Raw genomic sequence first — 26,028 nt, forward strand, 5'->3', positions numbered from 1 at the left:
CGGCCGGCGGCGATGGCCGCCGGCCCCCGATTTCCGCATCAACCGCCCAGGATGGGCGAGGATGAGGTTCGATGCCCGACACGACGAACACAGAAGTCCCCTCCACCGACACGCAGGTCGACCAGGCAGTGGCCCAGGGCGGCGCCTACGACGTGCTGCGTCGGCGGCTCGATGAGCAGGCCACGCGCCTGCGCACTGTCGTCGAAGCGCTCAACACGCGCCGGCTGCAGGAATTCGGCGACAGCCGGATGGAGGCGATCGGCCGCCTGCGCATCCGTACCGAACACAACTCCGTCGGCCGCGACATCGTGCAGGTCGGCGATCTGCTGCTGTTCGGTTTCAACGTCTACATGGGGCTTAAGGCGACCACGTCGGTGGCCGACGTGTTCGGTATCTACCGCCTCGTGGAGACCGGCGAAGGCTATGACGTGGCACCGGTCGACATCGCAGCGAGCTTCCTCGCCGATGGCGCGTTTCAGCGTGATTTCAGCGAGCTCTACAGTTATTACAAGGACGCGCGCCTGCTGCAGCTGATCGTCCGCGACGGCCGCCTGCTGATGGCGTTCCAGATCGGCCTGAAGTCCACCGACGTGCGCGTGTTCCGCTGGACGCTCACCGCGGAGGGCGAGGTCAATTACCTGGACGCGCGCGGCGAGCGCGACATCGTGCTGCCGCCGCCGTTCGATTTCGAATGGACGCGCGCGACCAAGGACATGGAGGTAAGCGGCCGCCATCCGCACCTGAACATCCTCGACACGCTGTTCGTCGAGACGATCGGCGGCGACCTGACCCTGAAGGCGGAAAACAACACCGAGACCGGCGCCGGCGTCTACAGCGAGCCGGTGGAGGACCGCACACAGTCGCTGGACGATGCGCAGATCGAGTTCGCGCGTGTCGGCTCGCTGATCCTGATCAAGGTGCTGCCCTACCGCGAGAGCGCGTGGCGCGGCCTGGTCTACAACACCCAGACCGGCAAGGTGACGCGACTGGACGCCATCGTGCAGGCCTGCATCCAGCTGCCCGAAGACCACGGCATCATCTTCCCCGGCGGCTACTACCTGCAGAGCGGTGAACACAAGGCGTTCGATGCCGCTGTGCAGGACATGCAATACAAGCGCACGATCCGTTCGCCGAACGGCGAAGACGTGATGTACATTTTTTACGAGCGTGAAACTGGCCAGGCTGCCTTGCTCGTCTACAACCTGGTGCAGCGCCGCCTGCAGCCGCCGGTACTCGCACATGGCTACGCGCGCCTGCACGACGGACGCATGGTGCTGTTCCGCGCCGAGAACGACGACGCCACGCGCGTCCACCAGATGCAGCTCTGGCAGACGCCTTTCAGCTCGGACGAATTCGCCGCGACGCGGCCTGCCGGCACCTCGTTCATGGCCAGGCTGGGCAATGCCGAACTGGTGCGCGCGGTGTCGAACCTGTTCGACCTGGCCCGCGAGATCGAGCGCCCGGACGTCTCCGCGCAACGCTACCAACTGCTGACGCACCGCACGCGCCGCCTGTTCGACCTGCATCACTGGATCGACGACGCGCAATGCGAAGGCCTGGGCACGCTGCTGCACGAGATCGCCGCCACCGGCGAATCGGTGCTGGACGAATACGAGAAGGTGCAGGAGATCCGGCGACAGTCCGAGACGTCGATGGCGCATGCGCAACGCGACCATCGGGCCCTGATCGGCCGCTTGCAACCGGAGGGATGGAACGGCGTCACCGAGTTCGTCGAAGCGCTCGGCGCGATCTCGCGCCTTCGCGGCCATCTGCTGACGCTGCGCGACTACCGCTACATCGATATTCCCGCCATTGACGCGATGGTCGCTTCGCTGCAGGAAGCCCACGAGCGCGTCGGCACGGCAACAGGACAGTTTCTTGCCGGCGAGAAAGCGTTGGCCCCGTTCCAGCAGCGCCTGGTCGCGCTGGATGCGCAGGCCCAGAAAGCCGCGAGTGCGCGCGAGCTGGTCGAGGCGATCGAGGCCATGCAGGGCATGGCCGGCGAGCTGGACATGCTTTCCGAACTGATGGCAACGCTGCGGGTCGACGACGCTACCCAGCGCACCCGCGTGGTGGATGCACTGTCGGGCATCTACGCGAAACTCAACCAGACCCGCGCGCGCGCCACCCAGCGCCGTCGCGAACTCGGCTCGGCCGAAGCGGTGGCGCAGTTCGGTGCGCAGTTCACCCTGTTCGGCCAGGCGGTCAGCAACGCGCTGGCGATGGCGACCACGCCAGAGCGCGCCGACGAGCAACTGTCGCGCCTGATGGTGCAGTTGGAGGAGCTGGAGAGCCAGTTCGGCGAGCACGAACAGTTCCTCGGCGACATCCTGTCCAAGCGCGAGGAAATGCTGGAGGCCTTCGAGGCGCACAAGCAGGCGCTGCTGGACGAACGCCAGCGCAAGGCGCATGCGGTGCAGGAAGCCGCCAATCGCATTCTCGAAGGGCTTGCGCGCCGTACCGAACGCTTCAGCACCCCGGACGAGCTCAATGCGTTCTTCGCCGGCGATGCACTAATCCTAAAGCTGCGCGAACTTGCTGGCCGTCTGCGCGAGCTGAAGGACTCGGTGAAGGCCGACGACATCGAGGCGCGCATCAAGGGCGCCCGCGACCAGGCCGTGCGCGGCCTGCGCGACCGCAGCGACCTGTTCGAGGACGCCGGCAACGTCATCCGCCTCGGCCCGCGCCACCGCTTCAGCGTCAACGCGCAGCCGCTGGACCTGACCCTAATCCCGCGCGGCGACACACTGGCCGTGCACCTGACCGGCACCGACTACCTGGCACCGTTGCAGGAGCCAGCGCTGGACGCGTTACGCGACTACTGGCATGTCACGCTCGAATCGGAATCGCCCTCGATGTACCGCGGCGAGTATCTCGCGTGCCGGCTGCTGGAAGAGGCGCTGGCGGGTGCTGGCGAACCGGACATGGCGCAGCTGGACCATGCCCTGGCCGATCCTGAAGCACTGGACCGGATCGTGCGCGACTATGCCGCCCCGCGCTATCGCGAGGGTTACGAAAAAGGCATCCACGACCACGACGCCGCTGCGATCCTGCGCGCGTTCCTGCCCTTGCGCAGCGCCGCCGGCACGCTGCGGCATGCGCCGGCGGCGCGTGCGTTGGCGGTGGCCTGGTGGTGCCGCAGCGACGCCGCCCCACAGGAGGCGATCGACCGGATCCGCGCGGCGCGCGCGATCGATGCGATGTCGCCGGCGGGACGCGCATTGCAGTCGGTGCGCGAGGAACTGGCGACCGCCATCATCGAATGGGTGCAGCGCGACGCGCTGCCCTTCGCTGCCACGGATGCCGTAGCGGCGGCGGCCTTCCTGGTGGACACCGTCGCCACGGCGACGCCCACGTTCCGTTTCACCCATTATGCGGAAGCACTGGTGACCGCGTTCCGCGGCCGCCTGTCCAACGACGCCGGCGGCGGCGTACTGACCAGTGCGCTGCAACGCCTGGACGGACGAGCGGCCGCGGCCTGGTCACTACTGCGACAGGCGCTGGATGCGCTGGTCGCCTTGCCGGAGTACGCGCACCTGGCCGCCTACGTGCCAGAAGCGATCGCGCTGTTCCGCCACGGCGCGCAGCTGACGCATGTAGTCGAGCACGTGACGCTGATGGCGACCGTCGAAGGTTTGCTGGGCGAACACGAGCGCATCCGCGAGGGCCGCCTGTCGCTGGCGGTGGACGACCTGCCGGCGCGCTTCGCCGCGCACCGAGACCACTTCGTCCCGGCCTGGCAGCGCTACCAGGCGCTGCGCAGCGAAGTCGCGCAGCGCGAGCGCGCGGCGATGCGCCTGTCGGAATTCAAGGCCCGTCCCCTCAGCTCGTTCGTGCGCAACAAGTTGATCAACGACGTGTACCTGCCAGTGATCGGCGACAACCTCGCCAAGCAGATGGGCACCGTGGGCGAAAACAAGCGCAGCGACCTGATGGGCTTGCTGATGATGATTTCGCCACCCGGGTACGGCAAGACCACGTTGATGGAGTACGTGGGGCACCGGCTGGGCCTGGTGTTCATGAAGATCAATGGGCCGGCGCTCGGGCACGGGGTGCGCTCCCTTGACCCGGCGCAGGCACCTGACGCGACATCACGACAGGAGCTGGAGAAGCTCAACCTGGCACTGGAGATGGGCAACAACGTCATGCTGTACCTGGACGACATCCAGCACACGCATCCGGAGTTCCTGCAGAAGTTCATCTCGCTGTGCGACGGCACGCGCCGCATCGAGGGCGTCTGGCGCGGCAAGACCAAGACCTACGACATGCGCGGACGCAAGTTCGCGGTGGTGATGGCCGGCAACCCGTACACGGAGTCCGGCGAGGTCTTCAAGATCCCGGACATGCTGGCCAACCGTGCAGACATCTACAATCTGGGCGACGTGCTGGGCGGCATGGAAGATGCCTTCCTGCTGAGCTACGTGGAGAACTGCCTGACCTCCAATCCCGTGCTGGCGCCGCTCGCCACGCGTGACATGGCCGACCTGTACCTGCTGGTCGACAAGGCTCGCGGCAAGGAGGTCAGCACCAACCAGCTGTCGCATGCCTACAGCGGCGCGGAGATCGGCGAGATCGTCGCGGTGCTGCAGCGCCTGTTGACCGTGCGCGACGTGGTCTACCGCGTCAACCGGCACTACATCGCCAGCGCCGCGCAGGCGGACAATTACCGCGTGGAACCACCTTTCCGGCTGCAGGGCAGCTACCGCAACATGAACAAGCTGGCGGAGAAGATTTCGCCGGTGATGAATGCGGCCGAACTTCAGCAGCTGATATCCGACCACTATCTTGGCGAAGCGCAACTGCTGACCACGGGTGCCGAAGAGAACCTGCTGAAACTGGCCGAACTGCGCGGCACGCTGACCGGCGAAGAGCAGATGCGCTGGGCCCAGATCAAGGCGGACTTTCTTCGCAACAAGGCCATGGGCGCTGAAGATGCCGATGTCGGCGGTCGGGTCGTCGCACAGCTGGCCGACATCGCCGTTGGCCTGCAGCGACTGAGCGACCCCGCCCCGGTGCAGGCCACTCAGCCGGCGCCTTGGGAGGCACTGCTGTCGGCGCTGCACTCGCTGCGGCCACCAGAAGCGGTGCCCCCCGCTCCGCCTGTGCCGCCTGCTGCGCCCGCGGTCGATACCGCACCCGTGCTGCAGGCCCTTCAACAGACGATGGCGAGGCAGGACCAGCTCAACGCAGCGCTTGTGGCACTGGCGCAGGCCATGCGCAGTGGAGCCCCTGCACTTGCAGCCACCGGCGTGCGCAAAGCCAAGCCGCGCTCGCCGCGCGAGGCGGAGTTCGACCAGGTGATCGCGAGTCTCGCGTTCAAGGAAGAACGCCCCACGCCAACACTGGATGTTTCACCGTCCCGACCGGACAGTGAAGAGGGAGACGGTTCGAGGTGAACCAGACGCGCATCGCGGATGTCGAGATCGCCGGCGTGGCCGAACACGCCGCCGCCATCCGCGCGTTGGCGCAGGCGGGGGCAGGCGATCTGCAGGCGACCCTACGCGACCTGCGCACCGTGCTGCTCTCGGCAGACCCGCGTGCGCTACGCCGCAGCGTGGGATTCTGGGGCCGGCTGATCGGCCGCGACATCCGCCTGGCCGCCGAAGCGCGCTCGCTGCGTGAGCGCACCGGCATCCTGCTGCAGCAAGCTGGTTTTGAAGCATCACGGCTGCGCAACCAGCACGCCACACTCGCTACACATGCGCAGCGGCTGCGCGACATCTGTGCACAGCTGCAACAAGTCATCGACAGCCTCGGGCGCCAACAGGCGATGGCGGAAGGCGACACGCCTGCCCGATCCCCACGTCTCGCGCACCTCATCACGCTCCGCAGCGCGTACGAGATCACGGCCAGCCAGCTGGACCTCGTCGCCGCCAATGCGCTCGCCATCGCCGACCGTCACGCGCAGCAACTGCCCCGGCTGACCGTGCTGCTCGACCAGCAGCTAGGTGTCACCGCCGGTGCCAGCCACGGAATGCAGCTATCCTCCGCTGCGCGGACGATAGAAGAGCTGGAAGCCCATATCGAAAACCTGCCCGCACCATCCGCCGCGCCCGCGACGGCGGCGCGCGCCACTCAAACCCAGGAGGCCTCATGACGACCCATCCCGAACAGCCGCTGGTTCCCGCGACGCTGTCGCCCCAGCTGCTGACAGACCTGGGCCTGCAAAACGGCGACATCCCGCGTATCCAGGAAGCAGCGAAAGCGCTGCAGGACATCACACCCGGCAACCTGCACACCTACGGTCGCGAAGCGACCACCAAGACCAGCGCCTTCAGCACGCAGTTGCTGGACAAGGTCCGCAATGCCGACCTTGACAGCAGTGGCGACAAGCTGGGCGAAGTGGTGCGCATCGCGCGTTCGCTGAACCTCGAATCCTTCCATGGCCGCTCCAAGTTGCCGATCCTCGGCCCGCTGATCGACAAGATGCGCGCCACCAAGAACGACCTGGTCCAGCGATACAGCTCGACCAACCGCCAGATCGACCAGCTGATGGGCGACGTGGGCAAGACCCAGCAGATCCAGCAGCAGCGCGTCCGCGAGTACGACCAGATGCACGACATCGTGCTGGAGGAACGCCGCGAGCTGGGCGTGCACGTGGCCGCCGGCCGCGTCCGCATTAGCGAGCTCGAGGCGGAACTTGCTTCGCTGGCAGGACATGAAGATCCCGAATCGCGCACCCGGCATGCGTCCCTCGACACGGCGCTGCGCCTTATAGACAAGCGCGTGTCCGATCTGCAGGTGCTGCAGCACGCCGCCAATCAGACGCTGCCGATGATCCGGCTGATCCAGGCCAACGCGATCCAGCTGATCGAGAAATTCAGCGCGGTACGCGACGTCACCATCCCGATGTGGCGCAACCAGTTCGCCATCCAGCTCTCGCTGGCCGACCAGCGCAACGCCGTGGAGCTGGCGAACGCCATCGACGATGCAAGCAATGAGTTGATGCGCAAGAACGCCGAACTGGTTCACTCCACCGCCGTTGGCACCGCACGAGCCAACCAGCGCTCGGCGATCGACATCGAGACGCTGCGGACCGTCAATGACACCCTTATCCGCACCGTCGAGGAAGTCCGCGAAATCCATCGCGATGGCATGGCCAAGCGTAAGCAGCTGTCCAGCGAACTCGTCGGCATGCGTGAAGATCTGGAGAAGCGGCTGGCACTCCCGACGACAGGCAGCACGCCAGCCTGACCACGAATTAACAGCGCTCGCCGCAAACGCAACGGGCCGCCCAAGGGCGGCCCGTCCTGTTCGCCTGGCAGCCTGCCGACTTACTCCACCGTCACCGACTTGGCCAGGTTGCGCGGCTTGTCGACGTCGGTGCCGCGGGCCAGGGCCGTGTGGTAAGCCAGCAGCTGCACCGGGATCGTGTGCACCACCGGGCTCAGTACGCCGGTGTGGCGGGGGGTGCGGATCACGTGGACGCCTTCCGATTCGCTGAAGTGGCTGTCCTGGTCGGCGAAGACGAACAGTTCGCCGCCACGCGCGCGCACTTCCTGCATGTTGGACTTCACCTTCTCCAGCAGCCGGTCGTTGGGGGCGATGACCACCACCGGCATGTCGGCGTCCACCAGCGCAAGCGGGCCATGCTTCAGCTCACCGGCGGGATACGCTTCGGCGTGGATGTAGGAGATTTCCTTCAGCTTCAACGCGCCTTCCAGGGCGATCGGGTAGTGCAGGCCGCGACCGAGGAACAGCGCATCGGACTTGGGTGCGAAGCGCTCGGCCCACAGCGCGATCTGCGGTTCCAGGTTCAACGCATGCTGCACGCTGCCGGGCAGGTGACGCAGCTCTTCCAGGTAGCCGGCCTCGTCTTCCGCGCTGACCTTGCCATGCAGCTTGCCCAGCACGACGGTCAACTGGAACAGTGCCGCCAGCTGAGTGGTGAAGGCCTTGGTGGAAGCCACGCCGATCTCGGCACCGGCGCGGGTGTAGCAGACCAGTTCACTGGCGCGCGGGATGGCGCTCTCGGGCACGTTGCAGATCGACAGCGTGTGCAGGTGGCCCAGGGACTTGGCGTATTTCAGCGCTTCCATCGTGTCGAGCGTTTCGCCCGACTGCGAGATCGTCACCACCAGGTGCTTCGGATTCGCATAGGCGGCGCGATAGCGGTATTCGCTGGCGATTTCCACGCTGCACGGCAGGCCGGCGATGGCCTCGATCCAGTAGCGCGCCGTCAGGCCGGCATAGTAGCTGGTGCCGCAGGCGAGGATCTGCACGCCCTCGACGCCTTTCAGCACCGCCTCGGCATTCGCGCCGAACAACGTCGCGGAGAAGCCGCCGTCGATCACCGCCTCGATGGTGTCGGCAATGGCGCGGGGCTGCTCGTGGATTTCCTTCTGCATGAAGTGGCGATACGGACCAAGCTCAAGCGACGCCAGGGAAACGTCGGAGACGTGCACCTCGCGCGTGATCGGCTGGTTGTCGCCGTCGAATACCTGCACCGCATCGCGGCTGATGTCCGCCGTGTCGCCCTCTTCCAGAAAGATCACCCGGCGCGTGGCCTGGATGATGGCCGACACGTCCGATGCGACGAAGTTCTCGCCGTCGCCCAGGCCCACCAGCAGCGGGCAGCCCATGCGTGCGCAGACCAGGCGTTCGGGTTCCTGGCGGCTGACGACCGCCAGCGCATAGGCGCCGGTGAGTTCCTTGACCGTCCGCTGCAGCGCGGCCAACAGGTCGTTGCCATCCTTCAGGTGGTAGTGCATCAGGTGCGCGATGACTTCGGTATCGGTCTGCGACTCGAACACGTAGCCCAGTGCGCGCAGCCGTTCACGCTGCTCCTCGTGGTTCTCGATGATGCCGTTGTGCACCAGCGCCACGCCATGGCTGATGTGCGGGTGCGCGTTGGATTCGGTGACCCCGCCATGGGTGGCCCAGCGGGTGTGGCCGATGCCCAGCGTGGCCTGGAAGCCCTCGGCCGCGGCGGCATTTTCCATTTCCGAGACCCTGCCGGTGCGGCGCACGCGGCGTACATCCTGCTGGTCAACCACCGCGATGCCGGCGGAGTCGTAACCCCGGTACTCCAGTCGCTTGAGCCCTTCGATCAGAACCGGAACCACATCGCGATCTGCGATCGCGCCCACAATGCCGCACATAGGCTGCTGCCACCGTTGGTTGAAGTTGATACGCCATTCTACGTGTCCGGGCCGGACAGTCGCTGTCCGCCCACTGTCCGCGGACAGCCGGACAGCGGCCATTCCCCGGACAACCCCTTTTGAATCAAATGCTTGCGTTTGGCACGCATCCTGCTTTGTTGTGCAGGTCTCTCCACAGAACGCACGCCACCGATGATTCGGGACACCTCCGCTCAAGACCGCCCCATCACCGCCGCCCAGACCCGCGCCCCCTGGCGCCGCTGGGTATGGCCTGCCGCTGGCGGCGCGCTGCTGCTGGCCGGCATCGTGTTCGCCGCGCGCGGGTGGCTGGGGGGCACGGCGTCCATCGACGGCGAGCGCCTGCGCATCGCCGAGGTGACGCGCGGTGACCTGGTCCGCGACATCGCCGCCGACGGCCGCGTCATTTCCGCCAACAGTCCCACCCTGTACGCCGTCGCCGGTGGTGTGGTGACCCTGAAGGTGGTGGCCGGCGACCAGGTCAAGAAGGGCCAGCCGCTGGCCGAGATCGACAGCCCGGAACTGCGCAGCAAGCTGGCGCAGGAACAGACCACGCTGGCCGGCCTGGAAGCCGAAGCCAGCCGCGCCACGCTGGACGCCAGCGTCACCCGCGCCAATGCGCAGAAGGCACTGGACCAGGCCGAAATCGAACGCCAGGCCGCCGAACGCAACCTGCAGCGCTACCAGCGCGGTTTCGACGGTGGCGCGGTGCCTCAGGTCGACGTGATGGAAGCCCAGGACAACCTGCGCAAGAGCGAGATCGCCGTAGCCCATGCGCGCAAGGATCTGGGCCTGCAGGGCCAAGGCGCGGGCCTGGATGCCCGCAACAAGCACCTGCTGGCCGATCGCCAGCGTGCCGTCGTGGTGGAAGTGCAGCGCCAGGTGGATGCATTGACGCTGCGCGCGCCGTTCGATGGCCAAGTCGGCCAGATCCAGGCCGTGCAGCGCTCCAACGTGGCCATCAATGCGCCCGTGCTGAGCGTGGTGGACCTGTCCGTGTTCGAAGTCGAGATCAAGGTGCCGGAAAGTTTCGCGCGTGACCTGGCCATCGGCATGCCGGCCACGCTGACCAGCAACGGCGCCCCCTTCCCCGGCGCGATTTCGGCCGTGTCACCGGAAGTGGTCAACGGCGAAGTGGTCACCCGTCTGCGCTTCTCCGAGAAGCAGCCGCCCGGCCTGCGCCAGAACCAGCGCCTGTCGGCCCGCATCATGATGGACACGCGTCGCAACGTGTTGATGGTGGAGCGCGGTCCGTTCGTCGAACAGGGCGGCGGCCGCTATGCCTACGTGATGGACGGCAGCACCGCCGTCCGCCGTCCCGTGCAGCTGGGCGTCAACAGCCTGAGCGCCGTCGAAGTGCTCGGCGGGCTGCAGGCCGGCGACAAGGTCGTCGTCTCCGGCAGCGATCTGTTCGGCGATGCCGAGCGCGTATCGGTCAACTAGCAATGCCAGGTGATTGGTGAGACGTGATTCGCAAGAGCACGCCTATCCCCGACCACCGCGCACCTCACCTCCCTCACCTCCCTCGAATCACCAATCACGAACCACGAATCACCATTAGGAGTCCGACAATGCTCGAAATGCGCCAAGTCGCCAAGGTCTACCGCACCGAACAGGTGGAAACGCACGCGCTGCGTTCGCTCGACCTGCATGTCCGCGAAGGCGAGTTCGTCGCGGTCACCGGTCCGTCGGGTTCCGGCAAGACCACCTTCCTCAACATCGCCGGCCTGCTGGAGACCTTCACCGGCGGCCAGTTCCTGCTGGACGGGCAGGATGTCAGCGGCCTGAACGACGATGCGCGCTCGCGCCTGCGCAACCAGAAGATCGGCTTCATCTTCCAGGGCTTCAACCTGATCCCGGACCTGAACCTCTTCGACAACGTCGACGTGCCGCTGCGCTACCGCGGCATGCCGGCGGCGGAACGCAAGCAACGCATCGAGGATGCGCTGGCGCGCGTGGGCCTGGGCTCGCGCATGAAGCACTTCCCGTCGGAACTCTCCGGCGGCCAGCAGCAGCGCACCGCGATCGCGCGCGCGCTGGCCGGCAGCCCGCGCCTGTTGCTGGCGGACGAACCCACGGGCAACCTCGACTCGCAGATGGCACGTGGCGTGATGGAGCTCATGGAGGAGATCAACCGCCAGGGCACCACCATCATCATGGTCACCCACGATCCGGAACTGGCGGCGCGCGCGCAGCGCAACGTGCACATCGTGGACGGCGCAGCCACCGACCTGTCGGTGGAACCGGCCCTGATCCGCGCGGCGCACTCGGCCGAATCCAGCCCCTCCGCTCCCGCCTCCGCGTAAGGGGAACGCCATGTTCGGCTACTACTTCAATCTCGCCCTGCGCAGCTTCAGGCGCAACAAGGCGCTGACGATGCTGATGGTGCTGGCGATCGCACTGGGCATCGGCGCCAGCATGACCACCCTGACGGTGTTCTACGTGCTGTCGGGCGACCCGATCCCGCAGAAGAGCGACAAACTGTTTTATCCGCGCATCGATCCGCGCTCGATGAACGGGTTCACCCCGGGCACCGAGCCGGAAGACCAGATGACGCGCTACGACGCCGAGCGTCTGCTGCGCGACAAGAAGGGCGACCGCCAGGCACTGATGACCGGCGGGCAGATGCCGGTGGAATCCGGCGACGGCAAGCTCGATCCGTTCGCGGTGGAGGCACGCTACACGTCGGCGGACTTCTTCCCGATGTTCGACGTGCCGTTCCGCTACGGCAATGGCTGGGCGGCGACGGACGACGAGGCGCGTGCGCGCGTGGCGGTGATCTCGACGGCGCTGAACGACAAGCTGTTCGGTGGCGCCAACAGCGTCGGCCGCGACCTGCTGGCGTCGGGCTACACGTTCCGCATCATCGGCGTGATGGACGACTGGCGGCCAACGCCGAAGTTCTACGACATGACCAACGACCGGTTCACCGAAGTCGAGCAGGTCTTCGTGCCGTTCTGGACCTCGCGCGCGCTTGATCTGGGCACGCAGGGCAACATGAACTGCTGGGGCGACTCGAGCAAGGAAGAAGAAGGCGCGACCGGCCCGAACGCACCGTGCTCCTGGCTGCAGTACTGGGTGGAGCTGGGCACGCCGGCCAAGGTCGCCGACTACAAGCAGTACCTGGCGAACTATTCGGACCAGCAGCGCGCCGCCGGCCGCTTCGAACGCCCGAGCAACGTCGACCTGCACAACGTCATGCAGTGGCTGGACAAGAACAACGCGGTGCCGGGCGACGTGCGCCTGCAGGTGTGGCTGGCCTTCGGTTTCCTGGCCGTGTGCCTGTTGAACACGGTGGGCCTGCTGCTGGCCAAGTTCCTGGGCCGCTCTTCGCAGATCGGCGTGCGTCGCGCCCTGGGTGCCACGCGTGGCGCCATCTTCACCCAATGCCTGGTGGAAGCCGGCACGGTGGGGCTGGTGGGTGGCGTGCTGGGACTGGCGCTGGCCTGGCTGGGACTGTGGGCCGTGCGCCAGCAACCGGCCGGCTATGCCGAGCTGGCCCACATGGACATACAGATGCTGCTCACCACGTTCGCGCTGGCCATCGTCGCCAGCCTGCTGGCGGGCATGCTGCCGGCATGGCGGGCGATGCAGGTGACGCCTGCCATCCAGCTGAAGAGCCAGTGACCCATTCACCTACGAGGCACGTCATGGACATCCGCCCCATTCTTTCGACACTGGCCCGCCACAAGACCGCCGCCGCACTCATCGTGCTGGAAGTGGCGCTGTCGTGCGCGATCATCTGCAACGCGGTCTTCCTGATCAACAACCGGCTGGAGCGCATGCAGCGCCCCACCGGCCTGGCTGACAACGAACTGGTCCGCATCAACATCGGTGGGATCGGCGAAGCCGCCGATGCCGACGCGCTGGTCAAGCAGGACGTCGCCAGCCTGCGTGCGCTGCCCGGCGTGAAGGCCGCCAACAGCATCAACCACGTCCCGTTCGACAATTCGTCCTGGAACAGTTCGATCAGCCTGCAGCCGAACCAGCCGATGCCGAACATGAACGCCAACGTCTATCTGGGGGAAGGCGTGATCGACACGTTCGGCCTGCGCCTGGTCGAAGGCCGCGATTTCACCGCCGACGAGTACCAGAACTGGACCGCGCTGAACGAGACCAACGCCGTCACCAACATTCCTTCGGTGATCCTGAGTCGCGAGACGGCCAACAAGCTGTTCCCGGGTGAAAGCGCCATCGGCAAGAACATCTATGCCTGGAACAGCGACGACGTGCCGCACCGCGTGGTGGGTGTGGTGGATCGGCTGATCCGCACCAACGACAATGGCGGCCCGGCCGAGCATGGCTACACCATGATCCTGCCGATCCGCGACTTGACGATGGGCCGTTTCGTGCTGCGCACCTCGCCCGACCGTCGCGACGAGGTGCTGAAGGCCGCGGTCGCGCAGCTGGAGAAGAACAGCGCACGCCGCCTGATCCTGCGCCAAGGGACGTTCTCCGAGGTCGCCGAGACCTACTACCGCGAGGATCGCGGCATGGCATGGCTGTTGGTGGCCGTGATCGTGGCGCTGCTGGTGGTCACCGCACTGGGCATCGTGGGCCTGGCGAGTTTCTGGGTGCAGCAGCGGACCAAGCAGATCGGCATCCGCCGTGCGCTGGGGGCGACCAAGGGGCAGATCCTGCGGTACTTCCAGACGGAGAACTTCCTGCTGGCCACGCTGGGCATCGTCATCGGCATGATCCTGGCCTACGGCATCAACCAGTTGCTGATGGGCAAGTACGAACTGCCTCGCCTGCCGCTGATCTATCTGCCTGTCGGCGCCGTGCTGCTGTGGCTGCTCGGCCAGGTGGCCGTGTACGGCCCCGCACGCAAGGCCGCATCGGTGCCGCCTGCCGTGGCGACGCGTACCGCCTGAGCACCGTGACCGCGCACGTCCTTCGGCGACGTGCGCGGCTGCCGGGACAAGACGCCATGGGAATGCGCTCACGCCTGCTGCTGCTTGGCCGCCATCCCATCCTGGTGGCGGCATTGGCCACGCAGTTGGCGGTCGGGTTCGTGCTGGCATGCGCGGCGTGCGCTGCAGCGATCACGCTGTGGAAAGAAACGACTGCCCCCCGTGGCATCGCGGACGACGAAGTGATGCTGGTGCATCCTCCGTATTTCGCGGATGGCCGCCGCGTACCGACCACCGATGTCCTCCGCGTGCTGCGTGCCGTGGACGGTGTCCGCGGCGTCTCGGCACTCAACCAGGTGCCGTACGGGCGCAACGCGTGGCATGCGGGCATTTCGATCACGCCGTTCCCGTCGCCGCGCCTGATGTCATCGGTCTATCTTGCCGATGAGCACGCCCTGGAGACGCTGGGGGCAAGGCTCGTACTTGGCCGCGGCTTCGGGCCCGATGAATTCCACGCCTACGGCGGCGATTCCTCTCGCCTGCATGATTCACCGTTGCCGGCGATCATCACGGCGTCTCTTGCGCGGCAGCTCTATCCGGATCGGGATCCGCTCGGGCTGCCGATGTACGTGCGCGGCGCCACTCCCCTGCGCATCATCGGGGTCGTCGAAGACCTCGCGCTACCCGCAGGCGCGCACCATCCCGACCATGGGAACCTGGGCGTGCTGCTGCCATTGAAGGTGGCAAACGCGACCGATGCCCACTTCCTGCTCCGCATGCCGACAGCCGGGCATGCCCAGCACGACCCCGTCGTCAAACGGGCGCTTCGCGATGCCTTTCCTGCCTGGGTCGCGACGACACCGACGCCGCTGTCGTCGTTGCGTCGGGAATCACTGGCACCGGAGCGCCAGCATCTGTGGCTGCTGTCGCTCGCCGTGGCGGCCTGGAGTTGCTTGACCCTGTTCGCCTTCAACGTGGCCGGCCAATGGTGGATCCAGCAGCATCCGCAGGAGCTCAGCCTGCGTCGCGCGCTGGGGGCCAGCCAACGCCAGGTGGACGCGGAGCTGCGACTGGAATACCTCGTGGTGGCCTGCGCCGGCATGCTGCTGGGTTTCGCCTTGCTGCGCCTGCTGGCGACCGGCGCGTGGGGGAGCTTGGGCAACCCGTCCCTCTTCGTCATCGTTGGCGTGGCCGCCCTGCTGATGGCGCTCGTCCAGCTGGCGATCGCATGGCCCCTGCGCGCCACGCGGAACATCCCGCCCCATCTGGTCAGCCGCAGCCCATCGGTTAGGCTATAGCGCATGCCGACCATTCTCGTGATTGACGACAACCTGGCCGTGAGCACCGCACTGGAAGTGCTGTTCTCACTGCATGACATCGATGCGCTGCACGCCGAATCACCCGAAGCGGGATTGGCGATGCTGCAGGAACATGCCGTGGACCTGGTCATCCAGGACATGAACTTCACGGCCGACACCACGTCGGGCCAGGAAGGCGAAGCGCTGTTCAGCGCGCTGCGTGCGCAGCGCCCGGACCTGCCGGTGATCCTGCTGACCGCCTGGACCCATCTGGAAAGCGCGGTCGGGCTGATCAAGGCGGGCGCCGCCGACTACGTCGCCAAACCCTGGGACGATCGCAAGCTGCTGGCCACGGTCAATACGCTGCTCGAACTCTCCGAGGCCCGCAACGAACTGGACCGCCGCCGCAGCCGCGAACGCCGCAGCCGCGACGAGCTTCTGCAGAAGTACGACCTGCGCAACCTCGTATTCGAAGACCCGGCCAGCGAACGCGTCATCGCGCTGGCGTGCCAGGTCGCGCGTTCGGACCTGCCGGTGCTGATCACCGGGCCCAACGGCGCGGGCAAGGAGAAGATCGCCGAGATCATCCAGGCCAATTCCAGCGTCAGGCAGGGGCCGTTCGTCACCCTCAACTGTGGCGCACTGCCTTCCGAACTGATCGAAGCGGAACTGTTCGGCGCGGACGCCGGCGCCTACACCGGCGCCAACAAGGCACGCGAAGGCAAGTTCGAAGCCGCCGACGGCGGCACGCTGTTCCTCGACGAGATCGGCAACCTGCCCTTGACCGGGCAGATGAAGCTGCTGCGCGTGCTGGAGACCGGCCGCTTCGAGCGGCTGGGCTCCAACCGCGAGCGCAAGGTGTCGGTGCGGGTCATCAGCGCCACCAATGCCGACCTCGGCGCGATGATCCGCGAAGGCACGTTCCGCGAAGATCTCTACTACCGCCTCAATGCCATCGAACTGGCCCTGCCGCCGCTGGCCGAACGGCCGGGCGACATCCTGCCGCTGGCCGAACGTTTCCGCCCCGACGACAAGCCGCTGGGCGAAAGTGCGCGCGCCGCGCTGCTGCGCCACGCTTGGCCCGGCAACGTGCGCGAACTGCGCAACGTCATCCAGCGCGCGGGACTGCTTTCCACCGGCAGCCGCATCGAAGCCGCCGACCTCAACCTGCCCAAGCCGCCGCCGGTGAAGACGGTGCACGTGGAGGAGCCTGAGCGCGCCGACATCGAAGCGGCGATCGCCCGCGCCGGCGGCGTCATCGCCCAGGCGGCCGCCGAGTTGGGCATGAGCCGGCAGGCGCTGTACCGGCGCATGGAACGCTTCGGCATCAAGGCAACATGATCCGTCGCTCGCTCGCCGGCCGCGTGCTGACCTGGCTGCTGCCGTTGCTGGCACTGGCCATCGCACTGCCCCTGCTGCTGTCGCACTGGTTGCAGGACGATCGGCTGGCGCTGCTGCTGTCCGCGCTGGTGGTGCTGCCGCTGGCGATGTGGGCGATCAAGCGCGGCCTGCGCTCCACCCACTCGCTGTTCCGTGCCCTGGCGGGCGGCGTCAACAGCTACCGTGATGGCGAGTACAACTTCGGCATCCACTGGCAGGGCAATGACGAGCTGGGCGAACTGGTCAGGGCGCATGCCGATCTCGGCGACGTGCTGCGCGAACAACGCCAGGGCCTGGTGCAACGCGAACTGCTGCTGGACACCATGGTGCAGAACACGCCGGTGGCGATGCTGCTGGTCACGCCCGGCGGCGACGGCGTGCGACGTGTGGTATTCGCCAACGTCGCCGCACGCAAGCTGCTGCACGGCGGCTGGAAGCTGGAGGGACAGGATTTCGAGTCGCTGCTGGCGGCCGCGCCCACCGAGATGCGCGAGGCGCTGTCGCGCGGCGGCGACAGCCTGTTCGCCATCGGCAGCGAGGAAGAGGACGAGGAAGAACAGGTCTACCACCTGGCCCGGCGCAATTTTCGGCTGAATGGCCGTCCGCACGAACTGCTGCTGCTGCGCCTGCTGACCAACGAACTGCGCCGGCAGGAAGTGATGACCTGGAAGAAGGTCATCCGCGTGATCAGCCACGAGTTGAACAACTCATTGGCACCGATCGCCTCGCTCGCTCATTCCGGTGCGGAACTCGTGCGTCGCGGCCGGCACGAGCGGCTGGAGGAGGTGTTCGGCACCATCGAGGATCGCGCCCGCCACCTGGAAGGCTTCATCCGCGGCTACGCACGCTTCGCCAAGCTGCCGCAGCCGCAGCTGCAGACCGTGCACTGGCGGAGTTTCCTGGAAGGCCTGCAGCGGCAGATCGCGTTCGAACTGGTCATGGCCGACGAGGAGGCGGCGGGACGCATCGACGTGGCCCAGGTCGAGCAGGCGCTGCTCAACCTGCTGAAGAACGCGCACGAATCCGGCACCACGTCGGACGGCGTATCGGTGCGCGTCACCCGCCTGCCCGACTGGTTGCGCATCGAAGTGATGGACCGCGGCAGCGGCATGAACGACGCCGTGCTGCAGAACGCGCTGGTGCCGTTCTATTCCACCAAGCGCAACGGCACCGGCCTGGGGCTGGCGCTGACCCGCGAGATCATCGAAGCGCATGGCGGCCGCCTGTCGCTGCACAACCGTGATGGCGGCGGGCTGTGCGTGGCGATCCAGCTGCCGGAAGCCTAGATCCGTCCGTACCGCTCGTGGGCCAGGTTTTGCATGATGCACCGTCGCGCCATCGCGCCCGCGAACAGGCTGCCCTTGTGGATCAGCAGTAGTTCGGCGCGCCGGACCTTTGCCACGTCTGACGATAGCAACGTCGCGGATACGGAAGACCAGAATCTGTTTCTCCCCCGACGGTGCATGAATTTGCACATCGCGAAGAACTCGCGGGATGCCGTCCGGTCAAGGTACCGCAAGGCTGCCCGTTCAAGCTGGGACAGTTCTCTCGCTTGAAGCGGACAATGCGCCAGCCATCGCCATAGATATTCCTTCAGGTAGCCCGAACGGAAGTGCATCGGATCAGCCAGCAGGAAGGCGAGCGCCGCATCCAGCGCCTGCGGATCATGGTGCCTGACCCGGTTGAATAGCGCGCCCCCGCCCGGGTAAACGAGCGAGTCGAAGCGTGCATGGAACTCGCGACACGCCTCCCGATGGGCATCTGAGTGAGGACGCTCGCGCGACAGAGCATTGATGTGTGCTCTGAGCCGATTAAGCTCCTCCGAGTCTCGCAGGATGTACCGGGCACTCACCATGCAGGCGGGTTATTTCTTCACCGGTCGCTGCCAGCCGTCCACGGTGACCTGCCGCGCGCGTGCGACCGTGAGCTGGTCGGCAGGCGCGTTCTTGGAGATCACCGAGCCCGCGCCGATGGTGGCGCCATCGGCCAGGGTCACCGGCGCGACCAGCGATGAATTGGAACCCACGAAGACGCGATCACCGATCGTGGTGGTGGATTTGTTCACGCCGTCATAGTTGCAGGTGATGGTACCGGCGCCGATGTTGGTACCGCTGCCGATCACCGCATCGCCGAGATAGGTCAGGTGGTTGGCCTTGCTGCCTTGCCCCAGCGTGGCGTTCTTGGTCTCGACGAAGTTGCCGACATGCACGCCGTCGGCCAGCACGGTCCCGGGCCGCAGGCGCGCATACGGGCCGATGTGCGCGGCGCCTTCGGTCACCACGCCCTCGAGGTCGCAATGCGCGCGCACCAGCGTGCCGGCGGCGAGCCTGACGTCCTTGAGCCGCGTGAACGGGCCGATCACCACGCCGTCGCCCAGCTCCACCTCGCCTTCCAGCACCACGTCCACATCGATCTGCACGTCACGGCCCACGCGCACCGTGCCACGCTGGTCCAGCCGCGCGGGGTCGAGCACGCGTGCGCCCTGCACGCACAGGGCGCGGGCGGCGCGCAGCTGGTATGCGCGCTCGAGCTGGGCGAGCTGCCACGGATCGTTGGCGCCCTCGGCCTCGATGGGATCGGAGACCAGCACCATCTCCGCCGGCGTGAATTCCTCGGCCGCCATCGCGAATACGTCGGTCAGGTAGTACTCGCCTTGCGCGTTGTCGTTGGACAGCCGCGCCAGCCAGCCCTTCAGCGCGCTGGCGTCGGCCGCGATGATGCCGGTGTTGACCGTGCGGATGCGGCGCTGCTCCTCGTCGGCATCCTTGTGCTCGACGATGGCGGCCACGCGCCCTTCGGCATCGCGCAGGATGCGTCCGTAGCCGGTCGGGTCGGTCGGCTCGGCCACGAGCACCGCCAGCCTGCCCGGCGCGTCCAGCAGGCGCTGCAGCGTCTCGGGTCGCGTCAGGGGCACGTCGCCGTACAGCACCAGCACGGAAGCACCATCGGGGATCTGCGGAATCGCCTGCGCGACGGCATGACCAGTACCGAGTTGTTTTTCCTGCTGCGCCCACTGAAGATCGGAGCGTCCGGCGAACGCCGCCTGGACCTGGTCGCCGCCATGCCCGTAGACCACGTGGATGCCTGCCGGCGACAGCGCGCGCGCGGCCTCGATCGCGTGGGCCAGCATCGGCCTGCCCGCCACCGGCTGCAGCACCTTCGGCAGGGCGGATTTCATCCGCTTGCCTTCGCCCGCGGCCAGGATGACGACGTGTAGTTGCTTCATGTGGTTTCCCATTACGATGATGCCGGCCTCGCGCCGTGCTGCGATGGTATCAATTCAGCCCCATGCACAAGGATGTTCCCTTGATTCCTGCTTCGTCCGCCGCGCCGCATCCCTGGAAGGCCCCCGCCATCACCGCGCTGGTACTGGTACTGCTGGCGATGGCGATCCAGGGACAGGATGGCAACTGGGACCTGCGCAATTACCACCTCTATACGCCATCCGCACTGCTGGACGGCCGCTTCAGCCAGGACATCGCCGCCGCGCAGCTGCAGACCTGGCACAACCCGATGCTGGACGTGCCGTTCGCATGGATGGTGCGCACCGGCTTCCCCGGCTGGCTGGTTTCGCTGTGGCTGGGCCTGCATGCGTTCATCGCCGTGCTGTTCGCCCTGCGCCTGCTTGACCAGCTGTGGCCGCAACAACGCAGCACGCTGCGCACCGCCATGGCCGGCCTGGTCGCCGTGGGCGGCGCGGCCGTGATGCCCAGCATCGGTACCACGTTCAACGATGCCTTCGTGGCGGCCGGCATGATGGCGGGCATGTGGTGGGCCGTGGATTCACACGGCCGGCGTGGCGCCTGGGCCACCTGGGTGCCGGTGGGACTGTTCGCCGGACTGGCCGCCGGCCTCAAGCTGACCGGCGCGATGTACTGCATCGGCTTCATCGGCGCGGCATGGGTCGCCGGTCCGCTGCGTGGCGCGCCTGCGCGGCTGCTGGCGCTGGCGGTCGGCGGCATCGCCGGTGGGCTGCTGACCGCAGGACCCTGGGGGCTGCATCTGTGGCAGACGCATGTCAACCCGTTGTTCCCCTACTTCAATGAATGGTTCGCCTCGCCCGATGCGTTGCCGCATGGCCACAAGGACACGCGCTTCGTTCCACAGGGTCTGGACGCCCTGCTGGTGCCTTTCCACCTGCTGGTCGAAGGCACCCGCTTCTCCGAGAGCAAGCTGGCCGACCCGCGCCTGCTGCTCGGGTTCTCCGCGCTTGCGGCCTGGTGGGTGACGGCGTGGCGTGCACGCGCCAGGCACGCACGCGACATGGGCATGGTCCATGCGCTGCTGGTGTTCGTGCTGCTCAGCTTCGTGGTCTGGGTTAAGCTCTACGGCATCTATCGTTATCTGTTCGCACTGGAACTGGTCTGCTCGATCGCGATCATCGGCATGCTGTCGCAGTGGCTGCCCAGACGCTTTCCCCGCACGGTGCTGGTGCTGTCGGCGTTGCTGCTGGTCGGTGTCGCCAATCGGCCCGGCTGGGGCCGCGAGTCCTTCAGTACGCCGATGGTGGACGTGCGCCTGCCCGCGTTGCCGCGCGACAGCCTGGTGGTGCTGGCCCAGGACCATCCGCTGGGTTACGCGGTGGCGTATCTGCCCAGCGGCGTGCCGGCGATCTCGATCCACAACAACTTCATGACACCGGAACGCTGCACGCGGCTGCAGGCGCGCGCCGAGCAACGCGTGCGGCGGCATGCCGGGCCGCTGTTCCTCCTGCGTGAGGTGCCGAAGTCCGCGCCACCCGCGGAGCACTACCAGGCTTACGGGCTCGCGCTTGGCGGCGCGTGCCAGGCCGTGCCGACCAACCTGAGCGGGCTCGAAATCTGCCCGCTGGTACGCCGCTCCGCTACTCCGACGATCTGCCCCGCAGCACCTGGTCGGTGATCAGGCGCAGGATCTCGTTCGAGCGGCGATTGACCGTGTCCAGGATCAGGCCCGTGGCCAGCGCCACCACGCCCACCAGGGTGAAGGCCACCGCCAGCACGGCGGTGGACGGATGCGTCACCAGGCCGGTCTGGGTGAATTCGTGGATGACGAACGCGCCGAAGCCCAGCCCCGCCAGCACGCAGAGCAACGACAACGTGCCGAAAAAGAGCAGCGGCCGCATATCCTTGAACAGGAACAGGATGGTCTTCAACACCCGCATGCCATCGCGGTAGGTGTTGAGCTTGGACTCGCTGCCGTCGGGGCGCGTGCCGTACTCGATGGTGCGCTCTGACAGGACGAAGCCATTGGACAGCGCGAATACGGTCATCTCCGTTTCGATCTCGAAGCCGCGCGACAGCACCGGCATCGACTTGACGAAGCGCCGCGAGAACACCCGGTAACCCGACAGCACGTCGCGCACGGGATGCCCGAACAGCGCGCCGATGCAGCTGCGCACCAGGCGGTTGCCGAATCCATGGAAACGGCGGAACGACGCGGTTTCGTGCGATTCCAGCCGCGTGCCCACCACCATGTCGGCGCGTCCGTCGGCCACGTCATGGATCAGCGCGCGCGCGGAGGCCGCCGGATAGGTGTCGTCCCCATCGGCCATCACGTAGATGTCGGCATCGACATCGCGGAACATGGCACGCACCACGTTACCCTTGCCCTTCGCCAACACCCGGCGCACGCGCGCGCCCGCCTGCGCGGCCAGCTCCGCGGTGCCGTCGCTGCTGGCGTTGTCGAAGACCCACACCTCGGCTTCCGGCAGCGCGTCGCGGAAGTCGGCGACGACCTTCTGCACGGTCAGTGCTTCGTTGTGGCAGGGGATCAGGACGGCGATGCGCAAGCGAAGTTTCCCGGGTCCGTGTGGGCGGCAAGCATCTTACACGGCAAGCCGTACGCGCCCCGCGGTTTAAGATGGCGGCATGATTCCGCGCCTGCGCCGACATCGCCTGCTCAAGCACCCCGTGTTGCAGCGTGGCCTGCTGCGCGAGGGCGGCAGCTTCGTTGTCGTGGGCGCTGCGCAGCTGCTGGTCGACTGGCTGGTCTTTGTCGCGCTGACCGCGGCGGGCGTGCCGGCCGCACCGGGCAACCTGGCGGGACGGGTCTGCGGCGCCCTGCTGGGGTTCTGGCTGAATGGCCGGGTGACCTTCGCGCAGGCGGGCGTCGCACGCCTGGGATGGCCGCGTTTCGGCCGGTTCCTGCTGGTCTGGATCCCGCTGACGCTGGTCAGCACGCTGCTGGTGAGCGGGGCCGCGTCCGCACTGGGGCTGCACCTGGCCTGGCTGGCAAAGCCGCTGGTGGAAGGCCTGCTGGCCGTGGTGGCCTTCTTCCTGTGGCGGCACGTGGTCTACCGCTGACGCCGCGTCGTTGCGCGCATAAAAAAACGCCGGCACATGGCCGGCGTTCTGTGAAGCAAGACCACGATGGGTATTAGTGCTTCAGGTTCTTGCGCAGACGCTCCAGCGCGCTCAGCTGGGCAATGCTCATGGCCAGCTGGGCCTGGGCTTCTTCCACGCTCATCTTGGGGTCCTGCTTGGCCAGGATGCGCTCGGCTTCTTCCTTGGCCTGGCGCACCGAGGCCTCGTCGATGTCCTGCGCGCGGATGGCGGTGTCGGCCAGCACGGTAACGACCTGCGGCTGCACTTCCAGGATGCCGCCGGAAATCGCGAAATCCAGCTGCTCGCCGGTGGTCAGCGTCACCACCACCTTGCCCGGCTTCAGGCGGGTGATCAGCGGCGCGTGCTTGGGCGCGATGCCCAGCTCGCCCAGTTCGCCGGTGGCCACGACCAGGGTGGCTTCACCGTGGAAGATTTCCTGCTCGGCGCTGACGATGTCGCAACGGATGGTGCTCATAGGTTCCTCACTGCATTCGGAACGTGATTCGTGATGGGTGATGCGTGATTGGCAAGAACATCAAAGCCCGCCAACCACCCATCGCCGCTTCCGCGAATCACGACTCACGCATCACCAATCCCGGCGCTTACGCCTTTTCGGCGAGCTTCTTGGCCTTCTCGACGGCTTCTTCGATGCCGCCGACCATGTAGAACGCCTGTTCCGGCAGGTGGTCGTATTCGCCGTCGACGATCGCCTTGAAGCCGCGGATCGTGTCCTTCAGCGAAACGTACTTGCCCGGCGAACCGGTGAACACTTCCGCCACGTGGAACGGCTGGCTGAAGAAGCGCTCGATCTTGCGGGCGCGCGACACGGCCTGCTTGTCTTCTTCGGACAGCTCGTCCATGCCGAGGATGGCGATGATGTCCTTCAGTTCCTTGTACTTCTGCAGCGTCGACTGCACGCGGCGCGCGGTGTCGTAGTGCTCGTGGCCGATGACGTTCGGGTCCAGCTGGCGGCTGGTCGAGTCCAGCGGGTCCACGGCGGGGTAGATACCCAGCGAGGCGATGTTGCGGCTCAGCACGACGGTCGCGTCCAGGTGGGCGAACGTGGTGGCCGGCGACGGGTCGGTCAGGTCGTCCGCGGGCACGTACACGGCCTGGATCGAGGTGATCGAACCGGTCTTGGTGGAGGTGATGCGCTCCTGCAGCACGCCCATTTCCTCGGCCAGCGTCGGCTGGTAGCCCACGGCCGACGGCATGCGGCCCAGCAGCGCCGACACTTCGGTACCGGCCAGCGTGTAGCGGTAGATGTTGTCGACGAACAGCAGCACGTCCTTGCCCTTGCCGGATGCGTCCTTCTCGTCGCGGAAGTACTCGGCCATGGTCAGGCCGGTCAGCGCGACGCGCAGGCGGTTGCCCGGCGGCTCGTTCATCTGGCCGTACACCATCGCGACCTTGTCGAGGACGTTGGAGTCCTTCATCTCGTGGTAGAAGTCGTTGCCCTCGCGGGTACGCTCGCCCACGCCGGCGAACACGGACAGACCCGCGTGCGCCTTGGCGATGTTGTTGATCAGTTCCATCATGTTGACGGTCTTGCCCACGCCGGCGCCGCCGAACAGGCCGACCTTGCCGCCCTTGGCGAACGGGCACATCAGGTCGATCACCTTGATGCCCGTTTCCAGCAGGTCGTTGGCCGAGGACTGGTCCTCGTACGACGGGGCGGCGCGGTGGATTTCCCAATGGTCGGTCGCCTGCACGGGGCCGGCTTCGTCGATCGGGTTGCCCAGCACGTCCATGATGCGGCCCAGCGTGCCGGCGCCGACCGGCACCGAGATGGCCTTGTCGGTGTTGACGGCGATGAGGTTGCGCTTCAGGCCGTCGGTGGAACCGAGGGCGATGGTGCGCACGACGCCGTCGCCGAGCTGCTGCTGCACTTCGAGCGTGATGGCGGTGTTTTCCACCTTCAGCGCGTCGTACACCTTCGGCACTTCATGGCGCGCGAATTCGACGTCAACCACCGCGCCGATGATCTGAACGATCTTGCCCTGACTCATGTTTGCTGCTCCGATTTAACTTGTTCGTTTCGGCGAGTTCATCGCCTGCCTGATTACGTGTGATGGGTGATTCGTGGTTCGTGATTCGTAAGGCGCGGGTCGCTGCTCTTTCCAATCACCAATCACTGGTCACCGATCACGGCTTACACCGCTGCCGCGCCACCGACGATTTCGGAAATTTCCTGGGTGATCGCCGCCTGGCGGGCCTTGTTGTAGACCAGTTGCAGCGTGCCGATCAGCTTGTTGGCGTTGTCGCTGGCGGCCTTCATGGCCACCATGCGCGCCGCGTGCTCCGACGCGATGTTCTCCAGCACGGCCTGGTACACCAGCGACTCGATGTAGCGCGTGATCACGTGGTCCAGCACGCTGGCCGCATCGGGTTCGTAGATGTAATCCCAGTCGTGGTGCGCCACCTGCGTTTCCGCCGCGGGAAGCGGCAGCAGCTGGTCGAACGCGGCACGCTGGGTCATGGTGTTGACGAAATCGTTGTACACCACGTACACGCGGTCCAGCTTGCCTTCGGTGTAGGCGTCCAGCATCACCTTGACCACGCCGATCAGCTGGTCCAGCTTGGGCGAATCGCCCAGGTGGGACACGCTGGCCAGCATGTTGACCTTGACGCGACGGAAGTACACCGAGGCCTTCTGGCCGATGGTGACCACGTCGACCTCGACGCCCTTCTCGTTCCACTGGCGGATCTCGCCCAGCATCTTGCGGAACAGGTTGTTGTTCAGGCCGCCGGCCAGGCCGCGGTCGGACGAGACCACCAGGAAGCCGACGCGCTTGACGTCCTTGCGCTCGACCATGAACGGATGCCGGTAATCGGTGTTGGCCTGGGCCAGGTGGCCGATCACCTGCTTCATCGCGCGCGCGTAGGGGCGCGAGGTCTTCATGCGCTCCTGTGCCTTGCGGATCTTGGAGGCCGAGACCATCTCGAGCGCGCGCGTCACCTTGCGGGTGTTCTGCACGCTCTTGATCTTGGTTTTGATTTCGCGTCCGCCTGCCATGCTCTGCTCGCTTGATTCGTCTTCGTAGGGCGGGCCCGGCCCGCCGCCTTCACGAAT

Annotated in this window: 19 protein-coding genes; 12 read left to right on the forward strand and 7 right to left on the reverse strand. The window is 66.6% G+C overall.

Translation table 11 applies throughout. The annotated features are described in order from the left end of the window. The first annotated feature begins 71 nt into the window (after positions 1 to 71). The 3 genes from OVA13_RS12025 to OVA13_RS12035 are packed head-to-tail and all read left to right on the forward strand — an operon-like array spanning position 72 to position 7,194. Positions 72 to 5,396 carry a DNA repair ATPase gene (locus OVA13_RS12025; RefSeq protein ID WP_267790718.1) on the forward strand — a complete coding sequence of 1,775 codons (5,325 nt, stop codon included), beginning with the start codon at positions 72 to 74 and terminating at the stop codon, positions 5,394 to 5,396. Further along, positions 5,393 to 6,097 (forward strand): hypothetical protein, encoded by a 705-nt coding sequence (locus tag OVA13_RS12030; RefSeq protein WP_267790719.1) that lies wholly within the window; start codon positions 5,393 to 5,395, stop codon positions 6,095 to 6,097. Before OVA13_RS12025 ends, OVA13_RS12030 begins: the two co-directional genes overlap by 4 nt. Further along, a complete protein-coding gene (locus OVA13_RS12035; RefSeq protein ID WP_267790720.1) occupies positions 6,094 to 7,194 on the forward strand; it encodes a toxic anion resistance protein in 1,101 nt (366 codons plus the stop codon). Before OVA13_RS12030 ends, OVA13_RS12035 begins: the two co-directional genes overlap by 4 nt. An 80-nt stretch (positions 7,195 to 7,274) precedes the next feature. On the opposite strand, the gene glmS is transcribed toward OVA13_RS12035, so the two are convergent. After that, on the reverse strand, positions 7,275 to 9,101 hold the full coding sequence (gene glmS, locus OVA13_RS12040) for a glutamine--fructose-6-phosphate transaminase (isomerizing) (protein WP_267790721.1): 1,827 nt from the start codon (positions 9,099 to 9,101) through the stop codon (positions 7,275 to 7,277). A 192-nt stretch (positions 9,102 to 9,293) separates the two neighbouring features. On the opposite strand from glmS, the gene OVA13_RS12045 reads away from it, so the two are divergent. From OVA13_RS12045 to OVA13_RS12075, 7 genes are all read left to right on the forward strand, one after another. After that, the gene (locus OVA13_RS12045; protein ID WP_267790722.1) at positions 9,294 to 10,562 is read left to right on the forward strand and encodes an efflux RND transporter periplasmic adaptor subunit; all 1,269 of its coding nucleotides are present in this window, start codon (positions 9,294 to 9,296) and stop codon (positions 10,560 to 10,562) included. A 128-nt stretch (positions 10,563 to 10,690) separates the two neighbouring features. Continuing rightward, on the forward strand, positions 10,691 to 11,425 hold the full coding sequence (locus OVA13_RS12050; RefSeq protein WP_267790723.1) for an ABC transporter ATP-binding protein: 735 nt from the start codon (positions 10,691 to 10,693) through the stop codon (positions 11,423 to 11,425). Between the two features lie 10 nt (positions 11,426 to 11,435). Continuing rightward, a complete protein-coding gene (locus tag OVA13_RS12055) occupies positions 11,436 to 12,746 on the forward strand; it encodes an ABC transporter permease (RefSeq protein ID WP_267790724.1) in 1,311 nt (436 codons plus the stop codon). A gap of 23 nt (positions 12,747 to 12,769) precedes the next feature. Then, positions 12,770 to 13,993 carry an ABC transporter permease gene (locus tag OVA13_RS12060; protein WP_267790725.1) on the forward strand — a complete coding sequence of 408 codons (1,224 nt, stop codon included), beginning with the start codon at positions 12,770 to 12,772 and terminating at the stop codon, positions 13,991 to 13,993. 56 nt (positions 13,994 to 14,049) lie between these two features. Next, a complete protein-coding gene (locus OVA13_RS12065) occupies positions 14,050 to 15,270 on the forward strand; it encodes an ABC transporter permease (RefSeq protein ID WP_267790726.1) in 1,221 nt (406 codons plus the stop codon). A 3-nt stretch (positions 15,271 to 15,273) separates the two neighbouring features. Then, positions 15,274 to 16,611 (forward strand): sigma-54-dependent transcriptional regulator, encoded by a 1,338-nt coding sequence (locus OVA13_RS12070; protein WP_267790727.1) that lies wholly within the window; start codon positions 15,274 to 15,276, stop codon positions 16,609 to 16,611. Further along, positions 16,608 to 17,936, forward strand: a complete 1,329-nt coding sequence (locus tag OVA13_RS12075; RefSeq protein ID WP_267790728.1) for a sensor histidine kinase — start codon at positions 16,608 to 16,610, stop codon at positions 17,934 to 17,936. Before OVA13_RS12070 ends, OVA13_RS12075 begins: the two co-directional genes overlap by 4 nt. Here the strand turns inward: OVA13_RS12075 and OVA13_RS12080 are convergent. Next, positions 17,933 to 18,502 carry a hypothetical protein gene (locus OVA13_RS12080; protein WP_267790729.1) on the reverse strand — a complete coding sequence of 190 codons (570 nt, stop codon included), beginning with the start codon at positions 18,500 to 18,502 and terminating at the stop codon, positions 17,933 to 17,935. The two genes, OVA13_RS12075 and OVA13_RS12080, sit on opposite strands and share 4 nt — an antisense overlap. 12 nt (positions 18,503 to 18,514) lie before the next feature. Continuing rightward, positions 18,515 to 19,876 carry a bifunctional UDP-N-acetylglucosamine diphosphorylase/glucosamine-1-phosphate N-acetyltransferase GlmU gene (glmU, locus tag OVA13_RS12085; protein WP_267790730.1) on the reverse strand — a complete coding sequence of 454 codons (1,362 nt, stop codon included), beginning with the start codon at positions 19,874 to 19,876 and terminating at the stop codon, positions 18,515 to 18,517. Between the two features lie 80 nt (positions 19,877 to 19,956). On the opposite strand from glmU, the gene OVA13_RS12090 reads away from it, so the two are divergent. After that, positions 19,957 to 21,531: a hypothetical protein gene (locus OVA13_RS12090; protein WP_267790731.1), complete on the forward strand. Its 1,575-nt coding sequence runs from the start codon at positions 19,957 to 19,959 to the stop codon at positions 21,529 to 21,531. Here the strand turns inward: OVA13_RS12090 and OVA13_RS12095 are convergent. Beyond that, positions 21,494 to 22,420 (reverse strand): glycosyltransferase family 2 protein, encoded by a 927-nt coding sequence (locus OVA13_RS12095; RefSeq protein ID WP_267790732.1) that lies wholly within the window; start codon positions 22,418 to 22,420, stop codon positions 21,494 to 21,496. The genes OVA13_RS12090 and OVA13_RS12095 overlap by 38 nt on opposite strands. Before the next feature lie 79 nt (positions 22,421 to 22,499). On the opposite strand from OVA13_RS12095, the gene OVA13_RS12100 reads away from it, so the two are divergent. Beyond that, complete coding sequence (locus OVA13_RS12100; protein WP_267790733.1) at positions 22,500 to 22,934, forward strand: GtrA family protein; 435 nt, start codon at positions 22,500 to 22,502, stop codon at positions 22,932 to 22,934. Between the two features lie 73 nt (positions 22,935 to 23,007). Here the strand turns inward: OVA13_RS12100 and OVA13_RS12105 are convergent, their stop codons facing one another. From OVA13_RS12105 to atpG, 3 genes are all read right to left on the reverse strand, one after another. After that, positions 23,008 to 23,430, reverse strand: a complete 423-nt coding sequence (locus OVA13_RS12105) for a F0F1 ATP synthase subunit epsilon (RefSeq protein ID WP_267790734.1) — start codon at positions 23,428 to 23,430, stop codon at positions 23,008 to 23,010. A gap of 127 nt (positions 23,431 to 23,557) precedes the next feature. Beyond that, positions 23,558 to 24,964 carry a F0F1 ATP synthase subunit beta gene (gene atpD, locus OVA13_RS12110; RefSeq protein ID WP_267790735.1) on the reverse strand — a complete coding sequence of 469 codons (1,407 nt, stop codon included), beginning with the start codon at positions 24,962 to 24,964 and terminating at the stop codon, positions 23,558 to 23,560. 143 nt (positions 24,965 to 25,107) lie between these two features. Next, complete coding sequence (gene atpG / locus OVA13_RS12115; RefSeq protein WP_267790736.1) at positions 25,108 to 25,971, reverse strand: F0F1 ATP synthase subunit gamma; 864 nt, start codon at positions 25,969 to 25,971, stop codon at positions 25,108 to 25,110. Positions 25,972 to 26,028: the final 57 nt, after the last annotated feature.

It is taken from the genome of Pseudoxanthomonas sp. SL93 (assembly GCF_026625825.1).
Taxonomy (GTDB): Bacteria; Pseudomonadota; Gammaproteobacteria; order Xanthomonadales; family Xanthomonadaceae; genus Pseudoxanthomonas_A.

Excerpts from the sequence above, each read along its gene's own strand:
- OVA13_RS12025 (WP_267790718.1), top strand. The coding sequence starts at position 72 with ATGCCCGACACGACGAACACAGAAGTCCCCTCCACCGACACGCAGGTC.
- OVA13_RS12035 (WP_267790720.1), top strand. The coding sequence starts at position 6,094 with ATGACGACCCATCCCGAACAGCCGCTGGTTCCCGCGACGCTGTCGCCC.
- glmS (WP_267790721.1), bottom strand. The coding sequence starts at position 9,101 with ATGTGCGGCATTGTGGGCGCGATCGCAGATCGCGATGTGGTTCCGGTT.
- OVA13_RS12045 (WP_267790722.1), top strand. The coding sequence starts at position 9,294 with ATGATTCGGGACACCTCCGCTCAAGACCGCCCCATCACCGCCGCCCAG.
- OVA13_RS12050 (WP_267790723.1), top strand. The coding sequence starts at position 10,691 with ATGCTCGAAATGCGCCAAGTCGCCAAGGTCTACCGCACCGAACAGGTG.
- OVA13_RS12055 (WP_267790724.1), top strand. The coding sequence starts at position 11,436 with ATGTTCGGCTACTACTTCAATCTCGCCCTGCGCAGCTTCAGGCGCAAC.
- OVA13_RS12060 (WP_267790725.1), top strand. The coding sequence starts at position 12,770 with ATGGACATCCGCCCCATTCTTTCGACACTGGCCCGCCACAAGACCGCC.
- OVA13_RS12065 (WP_267790726.1), top strand. The coding sequence starts at position 14,050 with ATGGGAATGCGCTCACGCCTGCTGCTGCTTGGCCGCCATCCCATCCTG.
- OVA13_RS12070 (WP_267790727.1), top strand. The coding sequence starts at position 15,274 with ATGCCGACCATTCTCGTGATTGACGACAACCTGGCCGTGAGCACCGCA.
- OVA13_RS12075 (WP_267790728.1), top strand. The coding sequence starts at position 16,608 with ATGATCCGTCGCTCGCTCGCCGGCCGCGTGCTGACCTGGCTGCTGCCG.
- glmU (WP_267790730.1), bottom strand. The coding sequence starts at position 19,876 with ATGAAGCAACTACACGTCGTCATCCTGGCCGCGGGCGAAGGCAAGCGG.
- OVA13_RS12100 (WP_267790733.1), top strand. The coding sequence starts at position 22,500 with ATGATTCCGCGCCTGCGCCGACATCGCCTGCTCAAGCACCCCGTGTTG.
- OVA13_RS12105 (WP_267790734.1), bottom strand. The coding sequence starts at position 23,430 with ATGAGCACCATCCGTTGCGACATCGTCAGCGCCGAGCAGGAAATCTTC.
- atpD (WP_267790735.1), bottom strand. The coding sequence starts at position 24,964 with ATGAGTCAGGGCAAGATCGTTCAGATCATCGGCGCGGTGGTTGACGTC.
- atpG (WP_267790736.1), bottom strand. The coding sequence starts at position 25,971 with ATGGCAGGCGGACGCGAAATCAAAACCAAGATCAAGAGCGTGCAGAAC.